Below are 20,548 nucleotides of genomic sequence, written 5' to 3' on the forward strand. Positions count from 1 at the left end.
GAAAAGGAAAACAATAAATAATTATCAATTATCAATTATCAATTATCAATTATCCCCCCACCCCCAATGAATCATTATCAAGTCGGTGGCAGTTTAAGTACAGAAGCCCCCAGCTATGTGGAACGGGGGGCCGATCGCGAACTTTACGAAGCATTAATTCGCGGGGAGTTTTGCTACGTTTTGAACTGCCGCCAGATGGGGAAATCTTCCCTTTTGGTGCGGACTTCCTACCGGCTACAACAGCGGGGGTTCAAATGTAGCAGTTTGGATATGACCTGCATCGGCAGCGAGAACGTGACGCCGTTGCAGTGGTATAAAGGCATCCTGACAAAGCTGTGGTTCGGGTTCAAACTGTCGCGGAAGTTCAAGGTCAAAACCTGGTGGCAGGAACGGGAAGAACTCTCTTTATTGCAGCGGTTGAGTCAATTTATCGAAGAGTTGTTGAATCAGTTTCCGGAAGAACGGCTGTTTATTTTTGTGGACGAAATCGACAGCATTTTGACCCTCAATTTTCCGGTGGATGATTTTTTCGCGTTGATCCGGTACTGTTACAATCAGCGGGCGGTGAATCCGGAGTACAATCGGATCACGTTTGCGATTTTTGGAGTCGCCACGCCTTCGGATTTGATTCGGGACAAAAAACGGACGCCGTTCAATATCGGGACGGCGGTGGAACTGACGGGATTTGACGACAATTGTATTGACGCTTTGATACCGGGTTTGGAGGGAAAATTTGCCGACCCGAGGGCGATTTTAAAGGCGGTGTTGGAGTGGACGGAGGGCCAGCCGTTCCTGACGCAAAAATTGTGCAACCTGCTGGTTTCGTTTGCGGAGAATGACAAAAAATCGAGTTTTGGAATTCTGCCCGGTTCCGAAACTTTTTTTGTGGAATATATCGTGCAGACTCGGGTGGTCAAAAATTGGCAATCCCGGGACGAACCGGAACACTTGCGGACGATCCGCGATCGCATTTTGCGAAATGAAAAGTGGGCGGCGCGGCTGCTGGGGATGTATCAGGCGATGTTGCGGGGCGAGGCGATCCGGACAGACGACAGCCGGGAACAGATGGAGTTATTGTTATCGGGAATTGCGACAAAACAGGAGGGTTTGATAAAGGTCAAAAATCCCATTTATCGAGAAGTTTTTAATTCGGAATGGGTGGGACGAAAATTAAACGAGTTGCGCCCCTATTCCCAGGCGATGGATGCTTGGATTGCCTCCGAAAAAACCGATAACTCTCGTCTTTTAATTGGTCAAGCGTTGCAGGATGCGAAGAACTGGTCGAGGGGGAAAAGTCTGGGGGATGACGACTATCAGTTTTTGGCGGCGAGTGAGAATCGCGATCGCCGAGAAGTGCAGCAAAAATTGGAGTTGGAACGCGCCCGGGCCCTGGAAAAAGCCTCGCAGGTTCAGCGGCGGTTGCTGGCATTTTTGGGGGCGACTTCGGCGGTGATTTCCGGGCTGGCGATCGCCACATTTTTACAATATCGCCAAGCCTTAGAAAGTGAAAGATTGGCAAAAATTAGCGCAATAAAAGCGACGATTTCATCCTCCGTCGCCCGTTTCGAGTCCCACCAAAGACTCGATTCTGTCTTCGATTTATTGAAGGCAAAAAGACAGCTAAAAACCCTCAAGAATTATTCCCCCCAATTGAAAGAAGATATCGAGTCAAATTTGAAGCGATCGCTGTTTTGGGTTCACGAAGTCAATCGCATCGATGACACGCCGTTTTCGCTGCTGGATGTGGCGTTCAGCCCGGACGGGCAATTGGTCGCCGGGGCGGTGAGTAAGGGACAGGTAAAAATTTGGAAAGCGGACGGAACGCCCGTCACAACTTTGGACAGCCACGCCACCGTCTTTACCGTCGAATTTCACCCCAATTTACCGTGGGTTGGCGCGACCCATTTGGACGGGACGGTGAAGCTGTGGAATTGGGAAACGGGGGAAGTCAAACAAGCGATTAAAGCCCACGAGGGGCCGGCGTGGAGTTTGAGTTTCAATCCGGACGGAAAAACCTGGGTTTCGGCGGGGGGCGATCGCCAAATTAAAGTCTGGGATATAAACGGGAATTTGTTAAAAAATTGGACAGGACACGAGGGCATGATCTGGGATGTGGACTTCAGCCCGGACGGTGAAAAAATCGCCACGGCGAGTATCGACAATACCGCAAAATTATGGACTTCGGACGGCCGACTCCTGCAAACCTTCGAGTCCGAAACCGATGTTTGGAACGTGGCGTTCAGTCCCGACGGCGAAACCCTCGCCACCGGGGATGAGAAGGACGTGAAACTGTGGAAATCGGACGGCACATTCATCAGAACCCTGGCTGGACACGGACAGCGGATCGAAGATTTAGTCTTCAGTCCGGACGGACAGAGAATCGCCTCCGCAAGCCAAGATCGGACCGTGCGAGTTTGGCTGGCGGACGGCACGTTATTGAGAACCTTTTCCGGACACACTGGCATCATCCGGGGGGTGGCATTTTCCCCCGTCAATTCCAACTTAGTCGTCTCGGGCAGCGAAGATCATTCGATCCGGCTGTGGCATCCCCAAACTTCCCTCGTCACGGCGTTTCATTTCAATGCCGAAATCTGGGATATCGCCTTTTCCCCCGACAGTGAAACCTTGATCGCCAGCAACGGGCCGACGGTTTATTTGCGCGATCGCGGCGGAAAAATTACCCAAACCCTCGAAGGCGGAAGCGGCACTTTATTCGGCTACGATTTCAGCCCCGACGGGGAAATTATTGCAGTTTCGGGTTCCGATAAAACCGTGCAACTTTGGAATAAAAATGGCACTCTTTTAAATACCCTGACCGGACATCAAAACCAGACCTGGGATGTCAGCTTCAGTCCGGACGGCCAAAAATTGGCCTCCGTCAGCGAAGATGGGACGGTCAAACTGTGGACGCGGGACGGAAGCCTGCTGAAAACTCTCTCCGGCCACCGGGGACGGGTCTACCGGGTGATTTTCAGCCCCGACGGCCGAAAGTTCGCGTCGGCGGGGTCGGATGGGACGGTGCGAATCTGGAACGCGGACGGGACCCCCTTCAAAACTGTCATCGCCCACGACAGCGATATTTTCGGGTTGGCGGCGAGTCCGGCGGGGGAATTTTTCGCCACCTCCAGCATGGACCAGACCGCGAAACTGTGGCGGTGGGACGGGACGGCGGTGAGGACGTTTGAAGGTCACGAAAATGGCGTGCCCGGTGTCGATTTCAGCCCGGACGGGCGCCTGCTGGCGACGGGAAGCACCGATCGCACCGTGAAATTGTGGACGGTGGAGGGCGAGGAAATCAAAACCCTCTACGGCTGCTGCGGCGGCTTCTGGACTGTGAAATTCAGTCCGGATGGCAAAACCATCGTCACCGCCAGCGACGATCGCACCGTGGCGATGTGGGATGTGGAGGCAGTTATCAACCTGGATGAACTGGTCTACGCCTGCGATTGGATGGGGGATTATTTGCGAACGAATGCGAAACTTGAAACGGGCGATCGCGACCTGTGCGACGGTCGATAAAATTGACATTTATGGGCGGTTGAATTACCCTAGACTTGACCGTTAAAAATCGTGGCATCGGATTTGAGTTCTGCCAGTGCCGTCGAGGGGGGAACCAACTGTTTAATATCAAATCTTGATAATTGCTCAGACATTGAGAGGATGGAGAATTTGGGGAGAAAGATGAAAAATCCGACTCCCGACTCCCGACTCCCGACTCCCTCGATCTCAGATGTTTTGTGGTTAATTATCGGGATCTGATATAATGAACGACTCAATCTCGATTTATCAAGTCGGTGGCAGTCTCCAAGCCGACGCTTCCAGCTACGTCACCCGTCAGGCGGATGAAAACCTCTACGAGGCTTTGAAGCGGGGGGAGTTTTGCTACGTCCTCAACTGCCGGCAGATGGGAAAATCTTCCCTGATGGTGCGGACTCGCGACCGTTTGGAACGGGAAGGGGTGCACTGCACGACCTTGGACATGACGGTGATCGGCAGCGAAAATATCACGCCGCTGCAATGGTACAAGGGGATTTTCGTCGAACTGTTGCGGGGATTCGGACTGTCGCGCAAAATCCCGTTTAAAAAATGGTGGACCGAACAGGGGGAGATTTCGTGGATTCAAAAATTAAATCAATTTATTTGTGAGATTTTGTTGCCGGAGTTTGCCGGGGATAATTTTTGCATTTTTATCGACGAAATTGACAGTATTTTGAGCTTATCATTTTCCGTGGATGACTGGTTCGCCTTCATCCGATTTTGTTACAATCAACGCGCCACGAACCCGGAATACAACCGCCTCACCTTCGCCATTTTCGGAGTTGCCACCCCGTCGGATCTGATCCGCGATCCCCGCCGCACCCCCTTCAATATCGGCACCGCGATCGAGCTGTGCGGGTTTAGGGACATCGAAGCCCTCCCCCTGATCGACGGTTTGAGGATTCCCGGAAAAGATCCCCTCAAACTGCTGAGAGCCATTTTAGATTGGACAGGCGGACAACCATTTTTAACTCAAAAAATTTGCGGAATCTTATCTGAAAAATCTGTTCAATCCGGCGGTAACGGCTTCAAAATAACGGCAACCGAAATTGAGATCGTCGAAACAGTCGTTCAAAACTATGTCCTTCAAAATTGGCAAACCCAGGACGAACCGGAACATTTACGAACCATCACGAATCGACTGTTGAGGGACGAAAATAAAGTTGCCAATTTGTTGGGTCTGTATCAGCAAATTTTGAGCGGTGCGGAAATCGAAGCGGACGGAAATCCGGAACATATGGAACTGTTGTTGTCGGGGGCGATCGCCAAAAAAAACAACCATTTAAAAGTCAAAAATAAAATTTACGAGCGGATCTTTACCGAAGAATGGGTGCAGAAAAAATTACACCAACTGCGCCCCTATTCCCAAGCCTTTGAAGCCTGGATCGATTCCGGTCAAACCGACGAATCCCGCCTGTTGCGGGGACAGGCGCTACACGACGCCCAACAGTGGGCGGCGGGCAAAAGTTTGACCCCCTCGGACTATCAATTTTTGTCCGCCTCCGCCGAATTTGAACAGGTGCAACTGCGGCAAACCCTGGAAATCGATCGCGCCCAGGCGATCGCGGCCCAACTCGAGGAACAGCAAAAACGGCTGTTGCAAGAACAAAAAACCGCCCGACAGCAACAATTTTTTATCGCCGCCCTCAGCATCGCCCTGGCCGCGACTTCGGCCCTGGGAATCGCCACCTTCTGGCAATATCGCAAAGCTGCTGCCAGCGAACGGCAGGCCCGGATCAGCGAAATCAGCGCCGTCCTCACCTCCGCCAACGCCCTGTTCGAGCAACAGCAGCGCCGGGACGCCCTCATAGCAGCCCTGAAAGCCCGAAAAACCCTCCGAACCCTCAGACGCCCTCCAGAGGCGATCGCGGGGGATGTAGAAAACACCCTGCGCCGCACCTTCTTCGGGGCCGACGAATTCAACCGCATTTTCGCCCACGACGACATGATCTGGCGGGTCGCTGTCTCCCCGGACGGCCAATATATCGCCAGCGCCAGCAACGATGACACCGTGAAACTCTGGGATCGCGGCGGTCGCCTCCTGCAGACCTTCACATCCGACGGCGGGGACGTTTTCGACGTCGCCTTTTCCCCCGACGGGCGCCACATCGCCTCCGCCCACGCCGACGGAACCGCCCGGGTGTGGACTCTCGACGGACGATCCGCCGCCGTTCTCGGGGGACGGGGGGACGGCCTGCGCTCCGTCGCCTTTTCCCCCGACGGCCAAACCCTCGCCACCGGAGGCCGGGATAACGCCGTGAAATTGTGGCGGCCCGGAGCTTGGGGATGGGCCGACGCCGTTGCCCGCGCCACCTTGGACGGCCACACCGACACCGTGGAAGCGATCGCCTTTTCCCCCGACGGGACCACCCTCGCCACGGCCAGCAAGGACAAGACCGTGAAACTGTGGCGGTCTGACGGCACCCCCATCCGCACGTTGGAAGGCCACGGGGATTTCGTCTGGGATGTCGCCTTTTCCCCGGACGGCGAAACCCTCCTGTCCGGCAGCAACGACGGGACGGCAAAATTGTGGAGTCGGGACGGTACCGCGATCGCCACCCTGCCCTCCCAGGACGGCTGGGTGTGGGGCGTCGCCTTCAGTCCCCCCGACAGCCCCGCCCGCCGCCTCGGCATCGCCTTCGCCACCGCCGATTTGGGCAACAACATCAAGCTGTGGCGGGAAGACGGCACCCTCGTACACGTCCTGGAAGGACACGGCGATCGCGTTTGGACAGTCGCCTTCGCCCCCGACGGCAACACCCTCGTTTCCGGAAGTCAGGACAAGACGATCCGCCTGTGGCGCCTCGATCACCCCGTGCTGACGGTGTTGAGGGGACACGACCGCAGCATTTTGGAGGCGGTTTTTTCCGCCGACGGCAGTTTTTTGGTCACGGGCAGCGACGACCGCAGTTTCAAACTCTGGCGGCCCGACGGCCAATTGTTGGCGACCGTCCCCGCCCACGAAGGCGGCGTTTTGGACGTGGCCCTGGCCCCCGACGATCGCCTGCTGGCGACGGCGGGATACGATGGGGCGGTCAACCTGTGGGAACTCTCCCCCACCCGCACCCAGGCGACGCGACTCGCCACCCTGCCCGACCACGGGGAGGCGGTTTGGGAGGTTGACTTCAGCCCCGACGGCGAGTTTCTGGTCAGCGGCGGCAACGATCGCATCCTGAAAGTCTGGGGGCGAGACGGGACTTTGCTGCGGAGTTGGCCTTCTGGGGGGCAGAAAGTTTGGCGGGTGGCGGTCGCCCCGGACGGACGTCGCATCGCCTCCGGCGGCACCGACGAAACGGTAAAAATTTGGGGGTCGGACGGCACCCGGCAACGCACCCTCGGCGGCCACGTCGGCACGGTGTCGGGCCTGGATTTTTCCCCCGACGGCCGCCTGCTGGCCTCCGGCGCCCGGGATGATACGGTCATCGTTTGGGATCTCGACGGCAACCGAGTCGCCCGCTTTCCAACCGACCACGGCGGCACGGTGTCCGACATCGACTTTTCCCCCGACGGTCAGATGTTGGCGACGGCGGGGACGGACGGCAGCGCCAAACTGTGGACTCTCGACGGCGAAAATCTGGCCGTCCTCAACGGCCACCGCACCCGGCAAACCCAGGTTTTATCGGTGGCCTTCAGCCCCGACGGCCAGCGGTTAATTTCCACCGACGCCGACGGTATCGCGATCGTCTGGAATCTCCAATCCGCGATCGATTTTCAAAATATCGTCAGCGGCGCCTGCGAGTGGGTGGAGGATTACCTGCACAACTCCCAAATCGAAGTGGGATGCGGGGAATAATTAACAATTAACAATTCTCAATTCTCAATTCTCAATTAATCCACGATCGCTCCTCGCTTTTGTAGGTCAAATTTCGCCGCTTCTGAAAGTCCGATCGCCCCCGTCAATTGGGCGCGATCGACCTGGGTATTCGTTAAATAAGCACCGCTCAAATTTGCCTCCCGTAAATCGGCTCCGCTCAAATTCGCCCCTTTGAAGTTGACCCCGATCAGGTTGGCTTCCGTCAGGTCGGCACAACTCAAATCCCGTCCCTCGCCGCCTTTGTTGCAAACCTCCCAAACCCGATGCCATTTTTTATCGAATTGGGTGGTTTTATCGACCAACGTTCCGCTCAAGTTGGCGCCCCGCAAGTCGGCTCCCAAGAGCACCGTACCCCGCAGATCGGCCCCGATCAAATTGGCGTTGGTGAGCCGCGCCTCTCGGAGGTCGGCGCGGCTCAAATTCGCCCCGATCAATTTAGTTTGGGTCAAATTCGTCCGCCTCAGATCGGCCCCGGTCAGCTTGCTATACGTCAAATTGACGCCGCTGAGATTTGCCCCCACCAGTTTCGCCTTTTCGAGGGACGTTCCCACCAACTTTGCCCCGTTCAAATAGGCGTCGCTCAGATCCGCACCTTTCAGGTCGGCACTGCTCAAATCCGCGTTGATCAAATTGGTTCCGATCAGTTCTGCCCAACTCAAATTGGCTTCGGTAAGGGTCGCATTCATCAAGTTTGCCGCGCTGAGATCGATACTGTTCAGATCGACCCCCGGAAGCTTGACTCCAATCAGAATTACCCGATGAAAATCTCGTTCTCCCCGAGCATAATCTTCCAAAATTGTCCCGGTGTTCATCTTTTCTTTAGCTCCTACTTCCGACCCGATCGCCGGCTTCCATGCCAACTTTTTTCGTGCGATCGGCACCCCGCCAAATAACGGATGGGCTGTCCCATCTTTTTGAGGCAAATTTCGACCCGCCCAGATTGGCAGGGAGGATCGCAGCACTTTTTTTTGCCCCTTCAACCGTCAATTTATCAAAATAACCTTGACGCGATCGCCCCCCGTCAATTCGTCACCGACGGAGGCTATCTCAACCGGAGGGTTTCGGCAGTCAATAAAAATACCATATCCGACGAATTAAACCGTATCTGCATCGAAAATGGGAGAGTCAAATCACGGGAATTGACCCCGACCTATTCCCGAGTTGACATCACCTCGCCTGTTTCGGCTTCGGTCAGATTCGGATCGGATCGGGACGATTTCCGACGGGCGCGACGGGCGGATCGGATCAGTTTGACCCGGTACGGATCGGCATCGGAACGCCAGTAAACGCGATGTCCCCTGATTTCGGCGCAGTGTTCCTCCAAACATTTTAGCCAATCTCGGCGGGTTTGAATGGCGGCGGGGTCGTCGAGGAGGCCCCAATTCTCTTCCTGGGCGGTGAGGTTGGCGAATTTCTGATACTGGGGATAGTCGGGGGTGACGAAGGCTTCTTTTCGGTGCAGAATGGGCGGATTGTTGCCCTCGTAACTCCGATAGCTGACGTGCAGATCCCGCAGGTCGATCGCCATCCGGGTCCCCAAGGCGGGGTGGGGGTCCGCGTCGAAATCCGGGTAAAATAAATAGGTGATTTTCGGGCTTTTAATGTGAAATTGCACGATTGTTGCCCCCTCCAAACGCCCGATGGTCCGGTTCGCGCAACCCTCGTAAACCCTCAGCAACGGGTCGAGTTTGTCCAGGGCACTGACGTGCACCCAGAGGGATTTTTTCCGCCGCTGGCCGACGGGGGAGGTGTAACAACATTCGGCGATAATTTCCGGGTTGCCCGCACTAAAAAGCATCACGTCAGCCAGCGTACAAGCCCGCTTGTAGGTTCCAAACAGCCCCTTGATATCATTTTTGACCGGCTCGGAAAATTGGGACAGTCTGGGGCGTTTTCCGAAGTGGCTGAGGGCGAGGTAAACCAACAAATCCTGGCGACGGCGATCGGCCACCCGCTCCCACTCGTCCCGATCCGTCGCCTGCAAAACCACTTTGAACGCCCGCCGGAGCGACCCCAATTCCGCCTCAATTTCCGGGGCTTCTGGCAGTTCGTCCCCCACCGGTAGCCGGCCGCGATCGCCCACGAATGCCATCAGCGGTTGCAGTAATTCTTGATAGTCTTCAAACCGTTTGACGGACAGACAAATTCGCGGGGAAGAAATCCGCGATCGGAATCGGGAAGCGCGAAAATTTTCCGCCTCCGCCCCATCCCGAAACACGAAATAAATCCCCAAATCAACCGGAATAGAATCCACATTCAAAACCTGGTCGATGTAGGTTTTGAGTTCTTCCTGCTGATAATATTTTTGAAAAGTATTGCGGCTGGTAATAATGCCATCACTATAAGCCATGATGCCGCGATCGCTGTCATCGATCAAAATTTGCGCCGCCACGATCAATAACCGCCCCGTCAATTCCCAGGCTTTGATCAGCGCCTCCCGCCGTTCCACCTGACATTCAATCACATTAATAATGTAGCCCAAATTAACAATTTCCGAGGCAATTTTGGGCGTGTCGGGGGAATAGTACGGGTCCCACCCAGCCGACTGATAACCCCGTTCTTTGATGTGGCGGATGTCGCCGCCGTAGCCGCAACCGTAATCGAAAAAGGTGGTATTTTCCCGGAATAATTCCATCTCCAAAGCTCGGCGGACGGGGCGAGAGAGGGTTTTGCGGGCGATCGCGGCTTTGTGGCGTTCGATGCGCGGCGGCGGAGTTCCATCGGCAACCGTTTCGGTTTGGGAACGGTGGACGACGGCGTGATCGCGGATTTCCAGCCCCCGTTTGGCGAGGAGTTCCAGCCACCCCCGCCGGGTTCCGATGGTGCGGTAGAGTCGGGTGGATTCGGCGGAATTGCGCCCCAGGAGCCCCAAAGCCTCCTCGCTGCGGGTGAGGCGGGCGAAGATTTCATAGTTGGGATAATCCGGGGCGACGAAGGTTTCTTTCCGGTGCAAAATGGGGGGATTTTCGCTCTCGGCGTAGTTGGAAGAATTGACCTGACCCGTGGGAACCCGGACTTGGATACTGGCGGCGAGGGCTGGGTGGGGATCGGTGTCAAAATCGGGGTAAAACAGATAGGAAATAACCGGGCGATCGCTGTTAATTTTAATCAGCGTCAGCGGCGGTATCGGATCGAGGGCATTGCGGGCTAACCGTTCGTAAACCCGCAGCAGGGGCGGCAGTTTGCCGATCGCGGAACTGTGGACGTAGAGGGCGGTGGGGAGTTTTTTGCCAATAGAACTCCGCTGGCAGTAAAGGGCGATCGCTTCCGGTTGGTGGAGTTCGAGTAACAGTTCGTTGACGGCTTCGCAGGCGCGGCGGTTCGTTCCGAAAGTGCGATCGAGTTCCCGCCGCAACGCCGGGGACAATTCCGAAAGCCATCGGAGGCGCGGCGGCAGGGGGGTATGAATCGCTTTGAGCGCCAAGTAGACGATCAAATCATCTGCACTCGGGCAAAAATCCGGCTCCGTTTCGGGGCCGTCACGGGCCAGCAAATTCCACGTTTCACCCGGATCTTGCGCGACATCTTGGCTGCTCATCAGACGGACCTCAGCGAGAGGAGTTGCCTAGCAGAATTGTTGATAGTCTAGCATCAACTCCGAGTTTTTAGAAACCCCTGCCGGTGAGATGTAGAAACCGGGTTTCTATCAGAATTCGCAAACTCCAACCCCAGCGTCTCCGAGAAACCCGGTTTCTTGCCACTTCTAAAATGGATAAGTTTTGTAACATTTCCGAGGGTGCGGTGTCGGTTTGGGGGTATGCTACGGGATAGCGGGTTCAGTTCGCGCCATGCAGGGATACCACCAAGCCCCGAACGATTTTGTCGTCTTGGATACCGAAGGAAACGACACTTTAACCGAAGTGGGAATTGTGGGCGATCGCGGGGAGGTGTGCTATCACGCTTTTGTCAAAGGGAAACATCGGGAACCGAGGTTCAGACTCAACACCCACCCCCTCAGTACCATCGTGGAAGCGATCGCCGCCCATTGTCAAGATAAAATCATCGTCTGCCACCACGCCGAACACGACGATCGCATTTTGCGACGCAGTTTTGAACGGGTGGGAATCCCCTATCCCGATTTCACGTTTATTTGTACCCGGAAGCTGGCACGGCAGCAGTTACCCAACCTTCACAGCTACAGCCTGAGTTACTTGTGCAAAAGTTTGGACGTGCGATCGCAGGGACGGCGTTTCGACACTCGCCAAGCACACAGCGCCGATTACGACGCACAATTCACCTACCAACTTTATCGTTATTTGTACACCTTACAACCACCAACCATGTCTCAAACTCTAGCCGAACTATACAAGAACACTCCCAACCCGTTCAGCAGCATTCGAGTCAACACACCCTTTGAAGAACATCCCGACTATCCGGAAATTTACAAGGACGAATTTGAAACTCTGAAAGCCGTCCTCCACGAGATTAAGGGGGCGCCCAACAATCAAAGCCAGGGTGCGATCGTTTTAGGAGAACCCGGCTCGGGAAAAACTCACCTGATGATGAGGCTGGCACGGGAGGTACTGAAAACCAACCGCCTATTCTTTATCCGCCACCCCAATAATGAGAAGGCAGTCAATTACCATGTCTATGCTCGAATCTTAGAATCATTTTCCGAGGAAATCAAAAACACAAAACTCACCCAGCTCGAACAATTCTTTGCCAAAAGTTTTGTGAACATCCTCAGTCAAACCGACTGGGCAAACACTGCGAGAGGTCGCCAGATCATTGAAAAGTTGAAAGATGATAATTTATCTCTATACGAACGGGTAGGAACACCTGGAACTGATCGCTATCGCAACAATTGGGATATTATCGAAAAACGCATCTTGACTTGGTGGCAGGAGCAGTCCGGATTGTCCACATACTACAGTTCCCAGATTTTGAAAGGGATTATTCGGTTCTGTCGGTATACAGAAACCAGCCGAAAAGAGATCATTCGTCATTGGCTGGCGGGAAATAGTGATGCGGATTCGGAAGAATTAAAAAGCGTCGATCTCAAGCCCTGGCCCGATGATTTCAACCGCGAGGAGTTTGCCCTGGAAGCGATACAAACTTTGGGTAAGTTATCTCTTTTGGATGAACCGCTGATCCTGATCTTCGATCAATTAGAATCCCTCTTTGAGGAACGCAACCGTTTGACATTGGAGAGTTTCGGCTCGACGGTGAAGGAAATTCTAACTCACGTTCCCAATAGTTTCATTATCCTCAACCTATTTCCCGATCGCTGGCAGCGTTTCCAAGAAATATTTGACGGTTCAGTTGTCGATCGCGTATCCCAAACCGTCGTCACTTTAAATCGCCCGGACGAAGTACAACTGTTTCATATTCTCAAAACCTTATGGCAGCAAAAATCACCCCTTTATCCAAGGCTTGAGCTTGAGAGATTATTCGGAATCCATGAACTAGAAGATGTCTTGAGTCGGTCTTCAATTCGTGCCGTCATCAAACGAGCATCTGAATATTACCGTTATAAAGTTCAAGGCGGTCTGCCTCCGGGGAATGGGATTGAACCCCAATCCAATCCAAATCAAATTGAACCCCAATCCAATCCAGAACAAGTAGAAGTTGCCAACGCTTTCCAAGAACTCAAGACAGCTTTAGAAGAACTCAAACAAGAATTTCAGGAACGAGGTAAAAATTTAAAAGCATGGGAAAAATATTTGGAAATACAACAGCATGAAGTAGAAAATAGAGAAAGTAATGCGGCTAAAAAAGAACAGGAACTGATAGAAAGAGAAAGGGCTACAACGGCGAAAATCGAAGCATTGGAAATAGAAAAAAAGAACTTGAAACAACAAATTCTAGGTCTGGAAGAACAAATACGAGACTTGAGAATTTCACAAAATCCAGACAAAGATTCCGATATTAAAAATCAGTTAGATGAAACGATACAAGAGTTGCATAAAACCCAAAAAGAGTTGGTTCAAGTTACAAGTCAGTTGGATGTAGCGAGACGAGGATTGAATGACAAAAAACAAGACTTGATCCGAGTTAAAGATCGCTTGGATGAAACGATACGAGATCTGAATAGTACCAGAAAAGAGTTGTTTGAAACGAAAATAAAATTCGATGATGAGAGAACCAATTGGAAACATGAAAAAGAAAAGTTGGAACAAAGAATTATTGTTGGTGGTGATGAGCCGGACGAACCTTTTGTTATTGGTGGTAATGAGGAGTATTTAGATGAATATTGGGAATTAGATGAATATTGGGAAGATTTATTGGAGAGATGGTACAAACGTTATGAAACGCACCGCATTATCAGCGATGAAGATGATGTCGGTAAACTCAACGAGATCGTATCAGCTTTTTCCACTCGATATTATCTAAGCACAAACCAGTTATTTTTAAAGCATCTGGTCATTCCAGAAAATTTGCAAATTACAACCAGAACCAGAACTCATGTCATCGCTTTTTTACACTTATCTGGAAAAGCCTTCACTTCCAGAATACAAAACTTAAACGATTACTTTGTTCGGACGCATCAAAATATCAGATTTCGCTTGATACGAGATCAACAATTGAACCCGATCAATCCTGGGACTAAGGGATGGACTGCAATACAAACGTTACTGGCAGCAGACAATGGAGAATATGTGGTAATGGATCGGCACGATAGAATAATATTTGAATGTCTCCATAAACTGATTGTTGATTGTAAAAACCGGGAGTTGCCCCCTAAAATTAAACTGGTTGATGTTGTAAACTGGATGACCTGCAACCTGAGCGATTACTGGCTGATTCAGTGCCTCACGCAATAACGGAGCGATCGCCTCCCATTTACAGTTCCGGAAAGGGTGATAAACCTCGAAACCCCGATGAAAAGGGAATTTCCACACCCCACACCCCACACCCCACACCCCACACCCCAGCGCTATATCTTACTCCCCTCGCCCAAAATTGGGAGAGGGGTCGGGGGTGAGGGCCAAAACTACCGATCCTCGATCGCCCGATTCAAATTCCAAGCCGCACTGATCAGAGAAAGGTGGGTGAACGCCTGGGGAAAATTGCCCAACGCCTCGCCGCTGGCGCCCGTCTCCTCCGCGTAGAGCCCCAGGTGGTTCGCGTAACTGAGCATTTCCTCGAAAATCAACCGGGCCCGGTTCAGTTGGGTGGGATCGACCCGTCCCGCGCGGGTGAGGGCCTCCACCAGCCAGAACGTGCACAGGTTGAAGGTCCCCTCCTGGCCGGACAGTCCGTCGTCGGAATAGGCCAGATTGTAGCGGTAGACCAAACTGTTGGACACCAGGCCCCCCTGTTTGGGAGTTTTGGCGATCGCATTCAGGGTTTTCAACATTCGCGGGTCGTTCGGTGCCATGAAAAAGATCAGCGGCATGATCAGGGCCCCCGCGTCGAGGGCCTCGCTGTCGTAGGATTGCACGAAAGCCTGACGGGTGTCGTCCCAACCCCGGTCCATGATCTCCTCGTAGACGCGATCGCGCACTTTCAACCACCGCAGGCGATCGGCGGGAAACGATCGCTTTTCGGACAGCCGCAGGGCGCGATCAAAAGCCACCCAAACCATCAATTTGGAATACAAAAAATGCTTGCGGCCCCCCCGCGTTTCCCAAATCCCCTCGTCTTCCTGGTCCCAGTTGTCGCACAGCCAATCGATCATCCGCCGCAAATGGGTCCAGAGGTCGTGAGAAATCAGCGCCCCGTATTTGTTGAACAGATACACCGAATCCATCAATTCGCCGTAAATATCCAACTGCAATTGATTCGCCGCCTCATTCCCGATCCGCACCGGCGCCGATTTCCGATACCCTTCCAAATGGGGCAGAATTTCCTCATCGAGTGTGTAACAGCCATCGACGCTGTAAACGACGTGCAGCAGGTCGTCTCCGGGCTGTTTTTGACACCGGGATTCGATCCAATTCATGAACTGTGCCGCCTCTTGGGTGAACCCGATTCGCAGCAGTGCGTAAAGGGTGAACGCCGCATCCCGAATCCAGGTGTAGCGATAATCCCAGTTGCGGCTGCCGCCCATTTCTTCGGGTAAAGAACAGGTGGGGGCGGCGATAATCGCCCCGGTGGGCTCGTAGGTGAGGAGTTTGAGGACGAGGGCCGATCGCTCCACGGTTTCCTGCCACCGGCCCCGGTAGGTGCACTGGGACAGCCAATTTCGCCAGTAGACGACGGTTTCTTCAAACAGGTCTTGGGCCGTCGCCCGGGACAGCGGCAGGGTGCAGGTGAAGTCATCTCCGGTTTCCTGGAGGACGAAAACCGCCCGTTCGTCGGCTTCCAGGGTAAATTCGGTAAAAACGCCGCGATCGCAGGCCTCCAGGGGCGTGTAGGTCGCCAATCCCAGGGACAAATCGGGACCGGCCAACCGGGCGCCGCTGGCGGTGAGTCGCACTTTCGGGGGCTTGCGGGCGTAGTCGAAGGCGGGGAAACATTCCATCCGAAATGTCATCGATCCCCGGATGGCTTTCACCTGCCGCACCAGCCACCGATAACCGCGATCGCGGACGGTTTTTCCCACCGGCATAAAATCGATAATTTCTCCCACCCCGCAGGGGGCGAGAAACCGGGTGACTAAAATGTTCGTTTCCGGCCAGTAAAATTGTTTGTGGGTGATCGGGGCGTCCGTGGTGGGATGGATTTGGAAATGTCCTCCTTTGTGGCGATCGAGGAGGGCGGCGAACACGCTGGGGGAGTCGTGGCGGGGAAAACAAAACCAGTCGATGGAACCGTTGATGCCCACCAGGGCGGTGGTGTACATATTGCCGATGATGCCGTAGTTTTCGATGGGTTGATAGGTCATGTTTCTCCCGTTACGCTTTGCCCTCCGGGGGGTCGCCTTGCCGCGATCGTCATCCCCCAAAAGGTAGATTTTTGGGTTGTTTTTGCGGTTATTTTTATCAAAAACCGTCTCCGTATTATATCATATTTAACCCCACTTAACATCAAATATTGTCGTTGGTTGTAGCCCTTTGTGGTCTTCCCAGAGTCCCTCTCCGGAACCGAATTCATGGGGCGATCGCCGCCCAAAACTGGCCATACCACCGCCAACGAGTCCGAAAATTGTCAAAAATTCCGTTCCGTGCTATGAACAATAATTGACCCTAATTTTACAGCATGAAACAATCATGGCGGAAATCAACGGAACCCAAGGCCCCGACAATTTAATGGGAACTCAGGAGGTCGATACAATACTGGGTTTTGGGGGAGATGATACCCTTTTTGGCCTGCAAAATAACGACTTCATTCAAGGAGACGATGGCAACGACTTGATTTTTGGCAATCAAGGGGGCGATTTCCTCCGGGGCGGTGCGGGTGCAGATACCCTCTTTGGGGGTCAGGACGATGATAATCTAACCGATTCATCCCCGCCGGATTCGGCTTCCAGAAACTTTCTGTATGGCAATAAAGGGAACGATACACTCTTTATTAATGAAGGTTTTTTATACGGCGGACAAGGTGACGACTCAATTATCGGCGGTAGTGGTGTGACGAACCTTAGCGGAGATTTCGGCCGAGATACTTTAGTCGGCGGCTCCGGCAGGGATATTTTTACCATCACGCCGAAAGATCAGGTTTTCAACTCCGCTGACGCCGACAGAATTCAAGGCTTCGATCCGAATAGCCGGGATATTCTTTTCTTAGAAACCGGATCGGGTTTGACCGCAAATGATGTGACGCTCACTCCCGATGTCGCATCAAACAGCACCGCTATCATTATCGCGGCAACCGGTCAAGTTTTGGCCGTATTGGAGAATACGCTGCTGACCAAAGAAGATATCCCCAATTTGATTCAGCCGTCGGGTAATCCGTTGGCGATCAACAATTTTATGGAGTTGTTTTAAATTCTCGATGAGACGCGAAACCCGGATTGTCCGCGTCAAATTGAGTTAATGTCACCGGTGAGGGGAATTGAAAACCGGCGGAATTCCCCTCTCGGCAGAACGCAAAAAACGTCACCGATCGACGAGATTAAGGGAATTGCCCGATCGCCGGAAGCGATACAATACCGCCGGCTGCAAAAACATTGTCCGATTCAAGCGATCGCCGGAGGATTGGGAATATCGAACCGAACCCGGACTGTTCCCCCTCAGTTCCATCGCCTCCCCGGGCCCGAGAACGCGATCGCCATTATTGACTTGAAAATACACCGTATCGGGGGAATCGTTGCGAATCACCGTTTGTGGCGGGCCTGGGGGAGAAATCTCCCGGCGGACGACGCTCCCATTCGGACATTGCCACTTATTTTCCGTGCGAATATCCGCGCATCGATTCAAGGAAATGCTCGAATTCGCGCAGACTTGGGAGGAGATTAGCTGACTGTTGCGAACCTGCGATCGCGTCTCCAGGTCGAAGTTCGCAGCAAACGTTCCCTCTTCCAAAATCCGATCATTTCCCTCCCGAATTTGATACTGAAATTGGTTCAAACCCGGCCGGACTCGAAACCGACTATCGCCGTGTTTGTTGCCAAATCGGAACGAAATTTTTTCCGAGGATTTGTTCTGCTCGTAACCTCGATCCGTATAGGGCAATCGATTCGGATCTAAACCCGTCGTCACGTTGGTAATGCGGACCCGCCGCCGCCGTCCCGTCGGCGTCGAGTCGGAGATAAACCAGGCCGTCATATCGGGGGGTTCATCTTTTCCCGGACACTCGCCAGTATATTCTACCATCAGAGCACTGACTCGGTTCATTGTCCCTTCGCCTTCAAAAACAAATCCCGTTTCTCGAACCGGAGTTTGCGATCGTGACTGTAGGGCCGTCAAACCGGAAACCAGAGTCGCCAATGCGATCGCGAATATCCCGGCCGGAAGCGGGCTATCGCCATTGATTTTTCTCACCGATCCCCACCCTCTCGTCACAACTATAGCGTGCAATTTTATCGCTCCAAAAACTGGGTATACCATAAAAAATAGAAACCGTCAAAACCGGCATTTGACAGCGGCGGGTATCGGTTCGCCGGGGAGAACCCCCAAACCGGAAACAAAAGAGAGTTGACCGGCATTTCGGGCGACGTTGTTGAAAATCAAAGCCAGATGGGATAACCTCAAAATGACTGAAAATTAGACCGGAATTCATGATCGCGATCGCGGAACTTTCCATCATCATCGCCCTCCTCTTGCTGGCCAGTATCCTCGCCAGCAAAGCCGCCAGCCGCTTCGGTGTCCCCAGTTTGCTGCTATTTCTGCTGATCGGAATGCTGGCGGGTTCGGAGGGGTTGGGCGGCATCCAATTCGACAATCCCGAACTGACGAAGGCGATCGGAGATGTGGCCCTGATCGTTATTTTATTCGCTGGGGGATTGGATACCCAGTGGTCAAAAATTCGCCCCGTGTTGGCGCCCGGACTCACCCTCGCCACCGTCGGTGTCGGCATGACGGCCCTTTTGTTGGGGACGTTCGCCTGGTTCGTTCTCGGTTCCTTTTCCAGCTTCGATATCGGCCGGCAAGGGATCACCTGGACGGAGGGATTGTTGCTGGGGGCGATTATTTCCTCCACCGATGCGGCGGCGGTATTTTCGATTTTGCGATCGGGTAATTTGGGCCTGCGGGGGACCCTGCAACCGTTACTCGAACTCGAATCCGGCAGCAACGACCCGATGGCGGCGTTGTTGACGACCCAAATGGTGGCAATTGTGGCGACAGGGGAAGTTTCCCTGTGGCGTCTGGCGTTGTCGCTGATTTTGCAAATTGTCGCGGGGGTGGCGTTGGGATACGGTTTGGGTCGCGGGACGGTGTGGGCGATTCACCGCCTGCATCTGACCGCCGAGGGCCTGTATCCGGTGATGACGTTGGCTTTGGTGTTACTCACCTACGGCGTGAGTACAAATGTGGGGGGGAACGGATTTCTCGCGGTTTATGTGGCGGGGGTGGTGGTGGGAAATTATCCCCTTCCGGCGGCGGGAAATAATATTATCAGCTTCTACGATACCCTATCCTGGCTGATGCAAATTGTCATGTTTCTCACCCTCGGATTGTTGGTGTTCCCTTCTCAATTGCCCTCCGTCGCCGCCGTGGGAATCACCATCGGACTGTTTCTGATTTTTGTCGCCCGTCCGATCGCGGTTTTTTCCTGTCTGGGATTGCTGCAGATGCCGGTCAAAGAAAAACTGTTCGTGTCCTGGGTGGGGTTGCGGGGGGCGGTTCCCATCGTCCTGGCGACGTTCCCGCTGACCAGCGGTATCGCCGACGCGGATAAAATGTTCAATCTCGTGTTTTTTATGGTTCTCATCTCCCTGCTGATGCAGGGTTTGTCGCTGTCACCCTTGGCGAAAAAGTTGGGTCTGATGGCATCGGCTGAGGAGGCATAATTGAGCGAAAATTGAAAATATAGCCGTGTGAAATGATTCGTCAAATTTCGCTCCACTCAAAGCCCCCAGAATTGGGGGTTTGGGGGCGAGACAATTTTCAAATGGTTAAGGAGTCACCCTAGAATCATGATGAAATTATCTCTTTTATTTACGATCGCGATCGCTTTCTCAATTTTGACGGGTTGCGAATCCCCGCCAACCGGGGGGCCAATCGCCTCGGAATCTTCCGGCCCGACGATAGAACAGTTGACCCGGGCGGCGGAACCCGTTGATATTACACAAATTGAAGCGATCGCCGGCCATACAGTCTACGTCCCGGTTTATTCGCACATTTACTATCGCAATACCCAGCAAGTTTACAACCTGGCGACCACGTTGAGTGTCCGCAATACCGACCTGGAAAATCCGCTGATCGTGACGGCAGTCAAATATTACAATACCGAAGGAAATTTGGTCAACAGCTATCTCGAACAGGCGTTAAAACTGCCCCCCCTGGGTAGCATGGATTTTTTCGTGGAACAAAGCAACACCCGGGGGGGATCGGGCGCCAACTTTATCGTGGAGTGGATATCCGAAACAGCCCTATCCGAACCCGTCATCGAAGCGGTGATGGTCGGCGTTTCGGGGACTCAGGGATTGGCGTTCACCAGTCGGGGGAAAACAATTAACAATTAACAATTAACAATTTTATTGGATTTTAAGAAAGGAATTTTTTGGAAAAAACTTGCAAATTTTTGCCCTCAAATTTCAACTGAATTTCCCATCTTGATTATCGATTATCAATGATCGATTTTACCGGACTTGAAGCCGGGGCGATCGCGACCGAGCGGGAGAATCATTCCGGCGGGCAGATGCTAGTCGCCCGAAATTCAAGGCGGATAGCCGGTCAAAAAGAGCCGTGATAGTATATTTGCAATTGA

General features: G+C 53.3%; 10 protein-coding genes. 6 read left to right on the forward strand and 4 right to left on the reverse strand.

The window, feature by feature from the left end; all coding sequences use genetic code 11:
- The first annotated feature begins 66 nt into the window (after nucleotides 1-66).
- Both AC0QHF_RS15545 and AC0QHF_RS15550 read left to right on the forward strand, forming a co-directional pair.
- The gene (locus tag AC0QHF_RS15545) at nucleotides 67-3,519 is read left to right on the forward strand and encodes an AAA-like domain-containing protein (RefSeq protein WP_324705137.1); all 3,453 of its coding nucleotides are present in this window, start codon (nucleotides 67-69) and stop codon (nucleotides 3,517-3,519) included.
- Nucleotides 3,520-3,763: 244 nt separating this feature from the next.
- The gene (locus AC0QHF_RS15550; RefSeq protein WP_324705138.1) at nucleotides 3,764-7,330 is read left to right on the forward strand and encodes a WD40 domain-containing protein; all 3,567 of its coding nucleotides are present in this window, start codon (nucleotides 3,764-3,766) and stop codon (nucleotides 7,328-7,330) included.
- Between the two features lie 35 nt (nucleotides 7,331-7,365).
- On the opposite strand, the gene AC0QHF_RS15555 is transcribed toward AC0QHF_RS15550, so the two are convergent.
- Nucleotides 7,366-8,313 (reverse strand): pentapeptide repeat-containing protein, encoded by a 948-nt coding sequence (locus tag AC0QHF_RS15555; protein ID WP_324705139.1) that lies wholly within the window; start codon nucleotides 8,311-8,313, stop codon nucleotides 7,366-7,368.
- Between the two features lie 188 nt (nucleotides 8,314-8,501).
- Nucleotides 8,502-10,889 (reverse strand): DNA phosphorothioation-associated putative methyltransferase, encoded by a 2,388-nt coding sequence (locus AC0QHF_RS15560; protein ID WP_324705140.1) that lies wholly within the window; start codon nucleotides 10,887-10,889, stop codon nucleotides 8,502-8,504.
- Between the two features lie 250 nt (nucleotides 10,890-11,139).
- Between AC0QHF_RS15560 and AC0QHF_RS15565 the strand changes: the two genes are divergently transcribed.
- Nucleotides 11,140-14,115, forward strand: a complete 2,976-nt coding sequence (locus AC0QHF_RS15565; RefSeq protein ID WP_324705141.1) for an exonuclease domain-containing protein — start codon at nucleotides 11,140-11,142, stop codon at nucleotides 14,113-14,115.
- A 170-nt stretch (nucleotides 14,116-14,285) separates the two neighbouring features.
- Here the strand turns inward: AC0QHF_RS15565 and AC0QHF_RS15570 are convergent, their stop codons facing one another.
- A complete protein-coding gene (locus AC0QHF_RS15570; RefSeq protein ID WP_324705142.1) occupies nucleotides 14,286-16,121 on the reverse strand; it encodes a glycoside hydrolase family 15 protein in 1,836 nt (611 codons plus the stop codon).
- Nucleotides 16,122-16,587: 466 nt separating this feature from the next.
- Between AC0QHF_RS15570 and AC0QHF_RS15575 the strand changes: the two genes are divergently transcribed.
- Complete coding sequence (locus AC0QHF_RS15575) at nucleotides 16,588-17,163, forward strand: calcium-binding protein (RefSeq protein WP_324705144.1); 576 nt, start codon at nucleotides 16,588-16,590, stop codon at nucleotides 17,161-17,163.
- 111 nt (nucleotides 17,164-17,274) lie between these two features.
- On the opposite strand, the gene AC0QHF_RS15580 is transcribed toward AC0QHF_RS15575, so the two are convergent.
- Nucleotides 17,275-18,159, reverse strand: a complete 885-nt coding sequence (locus tag AC0QHF_RS15580) for a hypothetical protein (protein ID WP_324705145.1) — start codon at nucleotides 18,157-18,159, stop codon at nucleotides 17,275-17,277.
- Nucleotides 18,160-18,395: 236 nt separating this feature from the next.
- Between AC0QHF_RS15580 and AC0QHF_RS15585 the strand changes: the two genes are divergently transcribed.
- Together AC0QHF_RS15585 and AC0QHF_RS15590 are read left to right on the forward strand one after the other, a co-directional pair.
- Complete coding sequence (locus AC0QHF_RS15585) at nucleotides 18,396-19,628, forward strand: potassium/proton antiporter (protein WP_324705146.1); 1,233 nt, start codon at nucleotides 18,396-18,398, stop codon at nucleotides 19,626-19,628.
- A 126-nt stretch (nucleotides 19,629-19,754) separates the two neighbouring features.
- Nucleotides 19,755-20,303: a DUF3124 domain-containing protein gene (locus AC0QHF_RS15590; RefSeq protein WP_324705147.1), complete on the forward strand. Its 549-nt coding sequence runs from the start codon at nucleotides 19,755-19,757 to the stop codon at nucleotides 20,301-20,303.
- Nucleotides 20,304-20,548: the final 245 nt, after the last annotated feature.

This window comes from Lyngbya sp. CCY1209, from assembly GCF_055795065.1.

Bases quoted from the DNA above. Each gene is read 5' to 3' on its own strand.
- AC0QHF_RS15545 (WP_324705137.1), top strand. From the start codon at position 67: ATGAATCATTATCAAGTCGGTGGCAGTTTAAGTACAGAAGCCCCCAGC.
- AC0QHF_RS15550 (WP_324705138.1), top strand. From the start codon at position 3,764: ATGAACGACTCAATCTCGATTTATCAAGTCGGTGGCAGTCTCCAAGCC.
- AC0QHF_RS15560 (WP_324705140.1), bottom strand. From the start codon at position 10,889: ATGAGCAGCCAAGATGTCGCGCAAGATCCGGGTGAAACGTGGAATTTG.
- AC0QHF_RS15565 (WP_324705141.1), top strand. From the start codon at position 11,140: ATGCAGGGATACCACCAAGCCCCGAACGATTTTGTCGTCTTGGATACC.
- AC0QHF_RS15570 (WP_324705142.1), bottom strand. From the start codon at position 16,121: ATGACCTATCAACCCATCGAAAACTACGGCATCATCGGCAATATGTAC.
- AC0QHF_RS15585 (WP_324705146.1), top strand. From the start codon at position 18,396: ATGATCGCGATCGCGGAACTTTCCATCATCATCGCCCTCCTCTTGCTG.
- AC0QHF_RS15590 (WP_324705147.1), top strand. From the start codon at position 19,755: ATGATGAAATTATCTCTTTTATTTACGATCGCGATCGCTTTCTCAATT.